Source organism: Pseudomonas sp. RP-B7, assembly GCF_059803535.1.
Window position 1 is genome coordinate 138441 of the sequence record NZ_JAPFHC010000002.1, and the last position, 11487, is coordinate 149927.

The window sequence follows — 11487 nt, forward strand, 5'->3', positions numbered from 1 at the left end:
AATTCAGGACACTTTCACATGACCACCTTGAACCAAGCCCACTGCGAAGCCTGCCGCGCCGACGCCCCGCAAGTCAGCGACGAAGAACTGCCGGTTCTGATCAAGCAGATCCCCGACTGGAATATCGAAGTGCGCGACGGCGTGATGCAGTTGGAAAAGGTCTTCCTGTTCAAGAACTTCAAATTCGCCCTGGCCTTCACCAACGCCATGGGTGAAATATCGGAAGCCGAAGGCCACCACCCAGGCCTGCTCACCGAGTGGGGCAAAGTCACCGTGACCTGGTGGAGCCACTCCATCAAGGGCCTACACCGCAACGACTTCATCATGGCCGCGCGCACCGACGAAGTGGCCAAGGACGCCGAGGGCCGCAAGTAATGCATTTTGATGCGATTGACCGCGTGCCCGGCGACCCGATCCTCGGGCTGATGGACCTGTATGCCCAGGACAGCAACCCGCACAAATTCGACCTCGGCGTTGGTGTGTATAAAGACGACCAGGGCCTGACGCCGATTCCCCACTCGGTAAAACTCGCCGAACAGCGCCTGGTGGACACGCAAACCACCAAGACCTACATCGGCGGCCACGGCAATGCCGCCTTCGGCACGTTGATCAGCCAACTGGTGCTCGGCAGCGACTCCACGCTGATCCACGCCCGCCGCGCCGGCGCTACCCAGACCCCGGGCGGCACCGGTGCCCTGCGCCTGAGCGCCGACTTCATCGCCCACAGCCTGCCCGGCCGTGGCGTATGGCTGAGCAACCCGACTTGGCCGATCCACGAAAGCATCTTCGCCAAGGCCGGGCTCAAGGTCAGCCACTACCCCTACGTGGGCGCGGACAATCGCCTGGATGTGGCAGCGATGCTCGCGACCCTCGCCACCATCCCCCACGGTGATGTGGTGCTGCTGCACGCGTGCTGCCATAACCCGACGGGGTTCGACCTGTCCCAGGATGACTGGCGCCAGGTGTTGCAGATCGTGCGCGAACGCCGGTTACTGCCCTTGATCGACTTCGCCTACCAGGGCTTTGGCGATGGCCTGGAGCAAGACGCCTGGGCGGTGCGGTTGTTTGCCGCCGAGCTGCCGGAAGTGTTGATCACCAGTTCCTGCTCGAAGAACTTCGGCCTGTACAGCGACCGTGTCGGCGCGCTGATCGTGTGCGCGGCGGATGCCGAAAAGCTGACGGATGTGCGCAGCCAACTGGCGAATATCGCGCGCAACCTGTGGTCGACACCGCCGGATCACGGCGCCGCGGTGGTCGCGACCATCCTCGGTGATGCTGGCCTGAAACAGCAGTGGAGCGAAGAAGTCGAAGCCATGCGTTCACGGATCGCGCACCTGCGCTCCGGTTTGGTCGAGGCCTTGGCCCCCCACGGTCTGGCCGAGCGTTTTGCTCATATTGGTGCGCAGCGCGGGATGTTTTCCTACACCGGTTTGAGTGCCGAGCAGGTCAAACAGCTGCGCGAGAAGCACAGCGTGTATATGGTCAATTCGGGGCGGGCCAACGTTGCCGGGATTGATGCGACGCGGTTGGCGCTGCTTGCCAAAGCGATCGCCGACGTTTCCAACTGACAAAACCCAGAGCTGGCCTGTGTGGGGGCTGGCTTGTGTGGGAGCTGGCTTGCCTGCGATAGCGGTGTGTCAGCCCCACATTTTTCACTGATAGACAGCTATCGCAGGCAAGCCAGCTCCCACATTTGGACCGAGGACAACCTCTCAGCCAGCAACCATTTCGGCCTTGAGCTGCGCCTCTTTGGCCTGCGCATCCGCCAACCGATACAACTCGATCTGCCCATCCCAGTGCTCGATCAGCGCCGTGCACGACTCCACCCAATCCCCGCAATTGAGGTAGTCCACCTCGCCCACCTTGCGAATCTCCGCATGGTGGATATGCCCGCACACCACCCCGTGCAGCTCACGCTTGGTGACCTCATGGGCGATGGCTTCTTCGAAATCGCTGATGAAGTTCACGGCCGTCTTCACCTTGTGCTTCAGATACGCCGACAGCGACCAGTAACCGTAGCCATACCGCGCGCGCCAGTGATTGAGCCAGCGGTTCAGCGTGAGGGTGAATTCGTAGGCCGAATCGCCAAGGAACGCCAGCCAGCGGTGATAACGGGTGATCACGTCAAACTGGTCACCGTGGATCACCAGCAGATGGCGACCGTCGGCCGTCACGTGCACCGCTTCGTCGACCAACTGGATATTGCCCAGGATCAGCTTCGAATAACGGCGCAGGAATTCGTCATGGTTGCCGGTGACGTAGATCACTTCAGTGCCACGCTTGGCCATGGTCAGCAGGCGACGGATCACATTGGTGTGAGCCTGGGGCCAATACATGCCGCCGCGCAGTTTCCAGCCATCGATAATGTCGCCCACCAGATAGATTTTGTCGGCCTGGTAGCCCTTGAGGAATTGCGACAGATGTTCGGCCTGGCAATCCCGGGTGCCCAGGTGCACGTCGGAAATCCACAGGGTACGCACCCGTTGCTTGCGGCTGGGCTTGATCAACTCGGCACTGGTCATGGGTGTCCCTCGACGGTGTTTTCGCGAGCTTGCGCCAGGGCGATTAATAGCCCATGACAACTGTGCGTCAGTCTGATGACAGCGCCCGCAAGACGCGAAGCGTTGTAGACTGCGACAGCCTGCCCCAGGAGACCGCGATGAGACCGATCCTCACGCTACGCCATTACACCACCGCCCCGATTGCCCACAGCCACGAGCATGCGCAACTGGTGTTCGGCCTGTCCGGGCACCTGGATTTCGAGGTCGATGGCCGTGGCAGCCAGGTGCGGGAAAGCAGCGTGATGGTGCTGCCCTACGACGCCCACCACGCCTGCGACAGCCGCGACGGCAGCCGCTGCCTGGTGCTGGACGTGCCCACCGAGCACTGGGTGCTGCAATCCTTGGGCGAGCACGCCGACGCCAGCCGCCGCCTGCTCGATCAACCGGCGCGCCTGGCCTTGGACGCCCGCCAACACCAACTGGTGCAATGGCTGGCCCGCAGTCCGGTGGACGACCCGCTGATCGTGCAGCAAGGCGCGGTGTTGCTGCTGGCCAGTCTCAATCATCCCCAGGAGCAGCCGCTGGCGGGCAAGCGCCTGCCGTATGCCGCGTTCAATGCGCACATCGAACGCCATGTCGCCCATCCCTTGCAGGTCGCCGACCTCGCACGCATCGCCGACCTGTCGGTGCCGCGCCTGCATGCGCGGTTCGTGGCTGAATGCGGGCAGACGCCCATGGACTACATCCGCAGCCGACGCCTGCAACTGGCCCTCGGTTTGCTGCGAAGTACCCCGCTGCCCATCGGCGAAATCGCCGAGCGAGTCGGCTACAGCTCGCAAAGCGCGTTTGCCGCCGCGATGCTGCGCGAGTTTGGCGCTTCGCCAGGCGCGCTGCGACGTTCAGCGTAGAAGAGTCCTGCGCTAAAAATCGCGAGTCGTACGACAGACACCCACGCCTGCAACCCCCTAGACTGGGCTTCTGTCACCTCGTTGTTTCAAGGATCGCAATGACTCCCCGTTCAGCCCTTGGCGCTCTGCATATCGGCGCATTGATGTTTGGCCTCACCGGCGTATTCGGCAAGCTGGCGGCGGCGTCGCCGGCCATTATCGTGTTTGGTCGCGCCGCGTTCGCCGTGCTGGCCCTGGCGGTGTTCGCGCGTTTCGCCAGCAATGCCCCCTGGAAACACCTGGAAAGCCGCGACTGGCGCCGGCTGCTGGTCAGCGGCGTATTGCTGGCGGCGCATTGGGTGACGTTCTTCATGGCGGTCAAGGTCGCCGGCGTGGCCGTTGCCACGCTGGGCTTTACCGCGTTCCCGGCGTTTACCGTGATCCTCGAAGGGCTGATCTTCCGCGAACGCATCCGCGCCAACGAAGTGCTGCTGGTGGTGCTGGTCAGCATCGGCCTGGTGTTGGTCACGCCAGACTTCAACCTCGCCAGCGCGGCCACCGGCGGCTTGCTCTGGGGCATCGCGTCGGGGCTGCTGTTTTCCCTGCTGTCGCTGAACAACCGCGCCAGCTCCGGACGGATTCCAGCGGTGCAGGCGGCGCTGTGCCAGAACGTGGTGGTCGCCGCCCTGCTCTTGCCCGTGGCGGCGCCTGGTCTGGCGGACGTGCGGGGCATTGATTGGCTGTGGATCGGCCTGCTCGGGGTGTTCTGCACCGGCCTGGCCCACAGCCTGTTTGTCGCCAGCCTCGCGGTGATCAAGGCGCGCACCGCGTCGGTGGTGTTCGCCATGGAACCGGTCTATGGCATCACCGTGGCCTGGCTGCTGTTCGCCGAAACCCCGACCTTACGCATGTTGCTCGGTGGCCTGCTGATCATCGTCGCCATTGTGCTGTCGGGGCTGATGGGCAGTGCGAGCCAGGCCAAACAACCCGCGACAACGGCCTGATCTATACTTTAAACATCCGCAACAGCCAGTAGTCGTTCAACGGGTACCCGACAGCTCGATGACAGCCCTGGTGTTTTCCGAAGTTGCTGCAAGCGAGTGGTCACCCCATTAACGCGATGCAGGAGCTTTACCATGGAAATGCTCATCAACTTGTTGGTTCAAATCATCAGCGGCGCAGTCGGTGGCAACATCGCCGGCATGACCAAACAAAGTATGGGGACCGGGCTCAACACCTTTCTCGGCGGTATCGGCGGATTGGTACTGGGCCAGATTGTTTCGGCACTGACCGGCACCGCCGGCACCGAAGCACTGGATGTGGCAGCGGTCGGCAGCAATATCGTCGGCGGTGGCGTCGGCGGGTTGGTGCTGACGTGGGTCATCGGCTTCATCAAGCAAAAGCTCGACGCCAAATAGGTGCCCGGCCACCGCCCTCTGGGGCGGCGGCCTTTACGGCGTGCGGTCGTTGTGCCCGAGGTCGCGTTGCGGGTCGATCCTGTCGCGCACGCGCTGCTTGAGTACCTTGGCTTCGGGGAAACCGCCATCAAGCTTGCGCTCCCAGATCTGCACGCCGTCGCAGGTGATGCGAAATGCGCCACCTGTGGCCGGCTCCAGCGCCACCCTGCCCAAGTCATCGGCGAAGGTGCTCAACAGTTCCTGGGCCAGCCACGCGGCGCGCAACAGCCACTGGCATTGGGTGCAATAGGTGATGACGATCTCGGGTTTGCACGTGGACATTTTTTGACAGGCTCCTGGCGTAACGGGCTCGGGGGTTCGGGTGGCTATAATACCGGCCTTTATCGCCCAGCCCCGAGATTCACGATGCGCCGCCTGTTGTCCTGCCTACTGCTGTGCCTGCTCCCCCTCCTCGCCCAAGCCGTTGAAAGCCCACGCCCGAAAATCGGCCTGGTGCTCTCCGGCGGCGCCGCCCGAGGCTTGTCGCATATCGGCGTGCTCAAGGCCCTGGAAGAACAGGGCATCCAGATCGATGCCATTGCCGGCACCAGCATGGGCGCTGTGATCGGCGGGCTGTACGCCTCCGGCTACAAGATCGACGAACTGGAAAAGCTCGCGCTGAGCATCGACTGGCAACAGGCCCTGTCCGACGCGCCGCCACGGGAAGACGTGCCGTTCCGGCGCAAGCAGGATGACCGCGATTTCCTGATCAAACAGAAACTCAGCTTTCGCGACGACGGCAGCCTGGGCTTGCCACTGGGTGTGATCCAGGGCCAGAACCTGGCGTTGCTGCTGGAAAGCATGTTCGCCCACGCCAGCAACACGCGAAATTTCGACAAGCTGCCGATCCCGTTTCGTGCCGTAGCCACCGACATCACCACCGGGGAAAAGGTGGTATTTCGCAAGGGCCATCTGCCCCAGGTGATCCGCGCCAGCATGTCGATCCCGGCGGTGTTCGCCCCGGTGGAACTGGACGGCCGACTGCTGGTGGACGGCGGCATGACCGACAATATCCCGCTGGATGTGGCGCGGGAGATGGGCGTGGATATCGCCATCGTGGTGGACATCGGCACCCCGCTACGTTCGCGCAAACAACTGGCAACGGTGGTGGACGTACTCAACCAATCCATCACCCTGATGACCCGGCGTAATTCCGAAGAACAGCTCAAGGACCTGCACCCCAAGGACGTGCTGATCCAGCCGCCCCTGGCCGCCTACGGCGTGACCGACTTCGGCCGCGCCAAGGACATGATCGACGCCGGCTACCGCGCCACCCGCGCCCTCGACTTACGCCTGGCGCACCTGCGTCCCGCCGCCCCCATCGACGCGCAATTGATCGCTGCACGCACGCCGGGCGAGCGCACGCCAGTGATTACCGCGATCAACGTGGAAAACGACTCCAAGGTCAGCGACGACGTCATCCGCTACTACATTCGCCAACCCTTGGGCGAACCGCTCAACCTGGGGCGCCTGCAAACCGACATGGGCACCTTGTACGGCCTGGATTACTTCGAGCAAGTGCAATATCGCGTGGTGAAAAAGGGCCAGGACAACACCTTGGTCATCAGCGCACGGGGCAAGCGCGCCGGCACCGACTACCTGCGCCTGGGCCTGAACCTGTCGGACGACATGCGCGGCGACAGTGCCTTCAACCTCGGCGCCAGCTACCGCATGAACGGCATCAACCGCCTCGGCGCCGAATGGCTGACGCGCGTGCAGATCGGTGATCGCCAGGAGCTGTACAGCGAGTTCTACCAGCCACTGGATACCGGCTCACGCTACTTCGTCGCGCCTTATATCAGCGCCCAGGCGCAGAACGTGGAACTGATCCTCGATAACGACCCTATCTCCGAATACCGCCTGGAACGCTACGGCTTTGGCTTGAACCTGGGGCGCCAGATCGGCAACAGCGGCGAAATCCGCTTTGGCGTCGGCGAAGCCTGGGGCAAGGCGGATGTGCGCATCGGCGACCGCGACCTGCCGAGCGTGAGCTTCAGCGAAGGCTTCTATGAGCTGAAGTACTCCTTCGACTCCCTGGATAACGTGTACTTCCCCCATACCGGCGAAGACATCGGCCTGGCCTACCGGGAATTCGAACCGGGGCTCGGCTCGGACCAGCGCTACCGCCAGTGGGAATTCAAGCTGGACAAGGCCATGAGCAGCGGCCCGGACACCCTGATCCTGGGCGGGCGCTACGGGCGTACGCTGGATAAATCCGACGTGGTGATTTCCAGCTTCCTGCTGGGTGGCGCGCGACAGTTGTCGGGGTTTCGCGAGGATGCCATCTCGGGACAGAACATCAGCCTGATGCGCGCGGTGTATTACCGCCGGCTGACGCCGCGCTCGTACTTGCCGCTGGATTTCCCACTGTACCTGGGTGCGTCAGTGGAACGCGGGCGGGCGTGGAACAACGACAACGAGTTCGACAGTGGGTATATCAACGCGGCGAGCGTTTTCCTGGGCTTCGATACGCCGTTGGGGCCGCTGAATTTCAGCTATGGGTTCAATGATGACAATCAGAAGGCGGTGTACCTGAACCTGGGCCAAACCTTCTAGAAAGCCGAACACAAAACCAAATGTGGGAGCGGGCTTGCCCGCGAAAGCGGTGGCTCAGCCAATGAACCTGTTGACTGACACACCACATTCGCGAGCAAGCCCGCTCCCACAGTTTGATCAATTAGTCGTATCCGAAATCAGGACTTTTCCAGGTTCGCCAGGATGTGCCCGTGCACCCGCATGCACACGCGCATATCCTCTTCATCCACACCTACAAACAGCTCACGGCGCAATTGAGTGGCAATTGTCTCGATCTGGTCGATCAACGGGCGCGCGGTATCACACAGCAGGATACGCTTGGCACGGCGGTCTTCGACCACAGCCTGGCGTTGCACCAGGCCTTGGCTTTCCAGGCTGTCGAGCAGCCTGGCCAAAGTTGGCCCTTCTACGCCGACACTTTGTGCGAGCTCACGCTGGGTAGGGGCTTCTTCGAACCGGGCCAGGTGCAACAGCACCAGCCAGCGTGCCTGGGACAACCCCAGCCCCGCCAGACGGCGATCCAGTTCGGCGCGCCAACCTCGGGACATTTGCGCCAACTGCATGCCAAAGCGGTGTTGATCGGTTAACGGCATAAAAAACTCATGGTTTAGACTGAAAATAAAGTGTGGCTAATTATTAGTCAGCTAAGCATGAGCCCTGCCAACAGGCAAGAGGTGCTATGTACTGATTCGTTACATTGTCGTAATTGGCACACTAAATTTCGAATTCAGACTGCAATGCGGCACGTACGCAGTACAAAACCCCTTCAGGCACACGCCCGGTGAACAACGGCGCGATCTCCGCCACAGGTGGCAATTCGCCCTCTCCGTCAAGGAACGCGTCCTGGATTTCGCCGAGCAGATCCTCCGGCAGATCAAGTGCCTGTTCCAGCGACAGCTGCTGGGCGCCAATGGACTCCGCCAAAAGGGTGTAGACGTTCTTCTCCGAACATTGCAACTGGCCAGCGATCTGGATCGGCGTCATGCCGGCGCGCGCCAGGCTGATCAGTTCGTGGCGAATATCCGCGACTTCCTTCGGCGCTTCGGCCTGGCCACCGAGCACTTCGAGGAACGCCTGCCCATAACGCTCCAGCTTGCGCGCACCCACGCCACTGACCCGGGCCATTTGCGCCATCGTTGTCGGCTGCTCGCGCAGCATCTCCAGCAAGGTGGAGTCGGGGAAGATGACGTACGGCGGCACGCTGTGTTCCTGGGCCAATTTGCGCCGCAGGGTGCGCAAGGCTTCCCACTGTTCACGCTCTTCGCCACGCACCAGTTGGCTGGCCTGGCTGGTGCTGGTCTTCGCAGTGGTTTGCGGCTTGAGGTCGCGGCGTAATTCAAGGCTGACTTCGCCCTTGAGCAGCGGCCGGCAACTGTCATTCAAGCGCAGGCCGCCATAGCCCTCGATGTCGATGTCCACCAGGCCACGCGCGACCATCTGCCGGAACAGCGAGCGCCACTCCCCTTCGGCGCGGGCCTTGCCAACGCCATAGACCGAGAGTTTTTCATGACCGAAGCTGCGGACCTTTTCGTTGTCCTTGCCCAGCAGTACATCCACCAAATGGCCAACGCCATAACGCTGGCCGGTGCGATAGATGGCGGACAAGCCCTGGCGTGCCGGCTCGGTGGCATCCCAGGTCTGCACGCCATCGGTGCAGTTGTCACAATGGCCACAGGGCTCGGGCATGTCTTCGTCGAAATAGGCGAGCAACGTCTGGCGGCGGCAGCGGGTTTCTTCACACAGCGAGAGCATGGCGTCGAGCTTGTGCTGTTCCAGGCGCTTGTGACGCTCGTCGCCTTCGGAGTTTTGCAGCATCTGCTTGAGCATCACCACGTCTTGCAGGCCGTAGACCATCCACGCATCCGCCGGCAGGCCGTCACGGCCCGCACGGCCGGTTTCCTGGTAGTACGCCTCAAGGGACTTGGGCAGGTCCATGTGCGCCACAAAGCGCACGTTGGATTTGTCGATCCCCATGCCAAACGCAATGGTGGCGACCATGATCAGGCCTTCCTCGTTGAGGAAGCGCTTCTGGTGCGCCGAACGCGTTTCGTTGGGCAGGCCTGCGTGGTACGGCAACGCCGGGTAGCCCTGCTCGCAGAGGAACGCCGCGACTTCATCGACCTTCTTGCGCGACAGGCAATAGACGATGCCCGCATCGCTGCGCCGCTCGGAGAGGAACGCGAGCAGCTGCTTGCGCGGCTGCTCCTTGGGCACGATGCGGTAGAAAATATTCGGGCGGTCGAAGCTCGACAGGAAACGCTCGGCGTTCTGCAAATGCAGGCGCTCGACGATTTCTTCGCGGGTCCGTTTGTCGGCAGTGGCGGTCAGGGCGATACGCGGCACATCGGGAAACAGCTCGGCCAACTGGCCCAGTTGCAGGTATTCGCGCCGGAAATCGTGGCCCCATTGCGATACGCAGTGGGCTTCATCGATGGCGAACAGGGCGATTTCCAGGCTCTGCAGGAACGCCAGCATGCGCGGCTGTACCAGGCGCTCGGGCGCCAGATAGAGCATCTTCACCTCGCCGCGCTTGATCCGCGCGGCCAGGTCGCGCTGCTGTTCGGCGCTGAGGGTGGAGTTCAAGGACGCTGCGGCGACGCCCAGTTCTTCGAGGGTCGCAACCTGGTCGTCCATCAACGCGATCAGCGGCGACACCACCACCGCCAGCCCGTTGCGCAACAGCGCCGGCACCTGGAAGCACAACGACTTGCCGCCGCCGGTAGGCATCAGTACCAGGGCATCACCGCCACTGGCCACGCGCTCAATGATCGCACCCTGGCGGCCACGAAAACTGTCGTAGCCGAAGATGTCCTTGAGGACGCGTTGAGCCTGCTCGAGCATGTAAAACTCCAAAATATCGCCGAAATCCCTCTGTACAGGCTGGCCGAAAAAATCCGTCCTCACGGGAAATAATCCGTAAGCGAAGTTTTCGCGGGTTGGCGCTTGGCCTGCAAGGGCATCACAAAACGCGGCAGTATACCCGAGCGACACCCGGCAAAGGGCGCGGCTGACGAATAGCGGCGGCGATCTAATCTGCCATGCGGCTGGCCTGGGCGCTCAAGAAAGCCTAGAATTCAGCATCGTTTATTCCCAAGGTAGTCCTTCAATGTCCTTCGCTGAGCAACTAACCCGCCTGCAAGCCTTCCTCGACGCCGATGAGCTGCATGACGAGGCGCTGGACTACGTGGCCGCCCACGGCTACCTGACCGCCCTGTCCATCTGTGCCGAGCCTGTTCCTGATCGTGAATGGATCGACGCCCTGTTCGCCGAAGAGCCGCACTACGCCGACGCCGCCCAGCGCGAAGAAATCGAATCGACCCTGATCGCCCTCAAAGCCCACATCGGTCGCCAACTGGCCTCCGACGAGGAGTTCGAGCTGCCGTGCGACCTGGACCTGGGCGAAGAGCCGGACGACTCCGACTTGCGCGGCTGGTGCATCGGCTTCATGGAAGGCGTGTTCCTGCGCGAAGCCGCCTGGTTCGAAACCGCCGAGGAAGAAGTCAGCGAGATGCTGCTGCCGATCATGGTCGGTTCGGGCCTGTTCGACGACCAGCCAGAGTTCGCCGACATCGCCTCCGACGCCAACCTGATGGACGACATGATCGTACAGATCCCGGAAGCCCTGACCGCCCTGTACCTGCTGTGCAACGCCCCTGACGAAAAACCGGCGATCCTCAAGCCACGTCACCACTGAGTCGTTTGCCCGTGACACCCATGGGCAATCGCTCGCCTCTCCTGCGTTACGTGCTGCTGGCCATCGGCTGGCTGAGCGTAGCGCTGGGGGTGATTGGCATTTTCCTGCCGGTGTTGCCGACCACGCCCTTCCTGCTCCTCGCCGCCGCCTGCTTCGCCCGCAGCTCTCCGCGCTTCTACCACTGGCTGGTGGAACACCCGCGCCTGGGCCCGTGGATTCGCGATTACCTGGACGGCAACGGCATCCCCCTCAAAGGCAAGGTCTACGCCATCGGTTTGATGTGGCTGAGTATCGGCCTGTCCTGCTATCTGGTACCTCTACCGTGGGCACGCGGCTTCATGCTGACCAGTGCCGTGCTGGTGTCGATCTACATCCTGCGCCAGAAAACCCTGCCGCCGCGCTAGACACGCCCT

At 62.3% G+C, this 11487-nt stretch carries 12 protein-coding genes; 8 read left to right on the plus strand and 4 right to left on the minus strand.

The genetic code is table 11. From position 1 onward, the window contains the following. Positions 1-18: 18 nt before the first annotated feature. A complete protein-coding gene (locus OPU96_RS03425; RefSeq protein WP_017134918.1) occupies positions 19-375 on the plus strand; it encodes a 4a-hydroxytetrahydrobiopterin dehydratase in 357 nt (118 codons plus the stop codon). After that, the gene (locus OPU96_RS03430; protein ID WP_192297031.1) at positions 375-1568 is read left to right on the plus strand and encodes an amino acid aminotransferase; all 1194 of its coding nucleotides are present in this window, start codon (positions 375-377) and stop codon (positions 1566-1568) included. The genes OPU96_RS03425 and OPU96_RS03430 overlap by 1 nt, the downstream gene beginning before the upstream one ends. Before the next feature lie 144 nt (positions 1569-1712). On the opposite strand, the gene OPU96_RS03435 is transcribed toward OPU96_RS03430, so the two are convergent. Beyond that, positions 1713-2522: a UDP-2,3-diacylglucosamine diphosphatase gene (locus OPU96_RS03435; RefSeq protein ID WP_192297032.1), complete on the minus strand. Its 810-nt coding sequence runs from the start codon at positions 2520-2522 to the stop codon at positions 1713-1715. A gap of 137 nt (positions 2523-2659) precedes the next feature. Here OPU96_RS03435 and OPU96_RS03440 point away from each other — a divergent pair, with 137 nt between their 5' ends. From OPU96_RS03440 to OPU96_RS03450, 3 genes are all read left to right on the plus strand, one after another. Next, positions 2660-3409, plus strand: coding sequence for an AraC family transcriptional regulator (locus OPU96_RS03440; protein ID WP_192297033.1), 750 nt, complete (start codon positions 2660-2662; stop codon positions 3407-3409). 98 nt (positions 3410-3507) lie between these two features. Beyond that, complete coding sequence (locus OPU96_RS03445) at positions 3508-4392, plus strand: DMT family transporter (RefSeq protein WP_192297034.1); 885 nt, start codon at positions 3508-3510, stop codon at positions 4390-4392. A gap of 132 nt (positions 4393-4524) precedes the next feature. Continuing rightward, entirely contained in the window at positions 4525-4806 is a 282-nt protein-coding gene (locus OPU96_RS03450) for a hypothetical protein (protein WP_192297035.1), read from the plus strand. Positions 4807-4839: 33 nt separating this feature from the next. On the opposite strand, the gene OPU96_RS03455 is transcribed toward OPU96_RS03450, so the two are convergent. Further along, a complete protein-coding gene (locus OPU96_RS03455) occupies positions 4840-5127 on the minus strand; it encodes an Rdx family protein (protein ID WP_498558650.1) in 288 nt (95 codons plus the stop codon). 84 nt (positions 5128-5211) lie between these two features. Here OPU96_RS03455 and OPU96_RS03460 point away from each other — a divergent pair, with 84 nt between their 5' ends. After that, on the plus strand, positions 5212-7401 hold the full coding sequence (locus OPU96_RS03460) for a patatin-like phospholipase family protein (RefSeq protein ID WP_192297037.1): 2190 nt from the start codon (positions 5212-5214) through the stop codon (positions 7399-7401). Between the two features lie 137 nt (positions 7402-7538). Here the strand turns inward: OPU96_RS03460 and OPU96_RS03465 are convergent, their stop codons facing one another. Together OPU96_RS03465 and recQ are read right to left on the minus strand one after the other, a co-directional pair. Further along, positions 7539-7973, minus strand: a complete 435-nt coding sequence (locus OPU96_RS03465) for a MarR family transcriptional regulator (RefSeq protein ID WP_192297038.1) — start codon at positions 7971-7973, stop codon at positions 7539-7541. 121 nt (positions 7974-8094) lie between these two features. After that, the gene (gene recQ / locus OPU96_RS03470; RefSeq protein ID WP_192297039.1) at positions 8095-10221 is read right to left on the minus strand and encodes a DNA helicase RecQ; all 2127 of its coding nucleotides are present in this window, start codon (positions 10219-10221) and stop codon (positions 8095-8097) included. Positions 10222-10486: 265 nt separating this feature from the next. Here recQ and OPU96_RS03475 point away from each other — a divergent pair, with 265 nt between their 5' ends. Beyond that, a complete protein-coding gene (locus OPU96_RS03475) occupies positions 10487-11074 on the plus strand; it encodes a UPF0149 family protein (RefSeq protein WP_192297040.1) in 588 nt (195 codons plus the stop codon). Positions 11075-11094: 20 nt separating this feature from the next. Further along, positions 11095-11478 (plus strand): YbaN family protein, encoded by a 384-nt coding sequence (locus OPU96_RS03480; RefSeq protein ID WP_192297041.1) that lies wholly within the window; start codon positions 11095-11097, stop codon positions 11476-11478. The last annotated feature ends 9 nt before the right edge of the window (positions 11479-11487 follow it).

Bases quoted from the DNA above. Each gene is read 5' to 3' on its own strand.
- OPU96_RS03440 (WP_192297033.1), top strand. From the start codon at position 2,660: ATGAGACCGATCCTCACGCTACGCCATTACACCACCGCCCCGATTGCC.
- OPU96_RS03480 (WP_192297041.1), top strand. From the start codon at position 11,095: ATGGGCAATCGCTCGCCTCTCCTGCGTTACGTGCTGCTGGCCATCGGC.
- OPU96_RS03430 (WP_192297031.1), top strand. From the start codon at position 375: ATGCATTTTGATGCGATTGACCGCGTGCCCGGCGACCCGATCCTCGGG.
- recQ (WP_192297039.1), bottom strand. From the start codon at position 10,221: ATGCTCGAGCAGGCTCAACGCGTCCTCAAGGACATCTTCGGCTACGAC.
- OPU96_RS03445 (WP_192297034.1), top strand. From the start codon at position 3,508: ATGACTCCCCGTTCAGCCCTTGGCGCTCTGCATATCGGCGCATTGATG.
- OPU96_RS03465 (WP_192297038.1), bottom strand. From the start codon at position 7,973: ATGCCGTTAACCGATCAACACCGCTTTGGCATGCAGTTGGCGCAAATG.
- OPU96_RS03450 (WP_192297035.1), top strand. From the start codon at position 4,525: ATGGAAATGCTCATCAACTTGTTGGTTCAAATCATCAGCGGCGCAGTC.
- OPU96_RS03460 (WP_192297037.1), top strand. From the start codon at position 5,212: ATGCGCCGCCTGTTGTCCTGCCTACTGCTGTGCCTGCTCCCCCTCCTC.
- OPU96_RS03475 (WP_192297040.1), top strand. From the start codon at position 10,487: ATGTCCTTCGCTGAGCAACTAACCCGCCTGCAAGCCTTCCTCGACGCC.
- OPU96_RS03455 (WP_498558650.1), bottom strand. From the start codon at position 5,127: ATGTCCACGTGCAAACCCGAGATCGTCATCACCTATTGCACCCAATGC.
- OPU96_RS03435 (WP_192297032.1), bottom strand. From the start codon at position 2,522: ATGACCAGTGCCGAGTTGATCAAGCCCAGCCGCAAGCAACGGGTGCGT.
- OPU96_RS03425 (WP_017134918.1), top strand. From the start codon at position 19: ATGACCACCTTGAACCAAGCCCACTGCGAAGCCTGCCGCGCCGACGCC.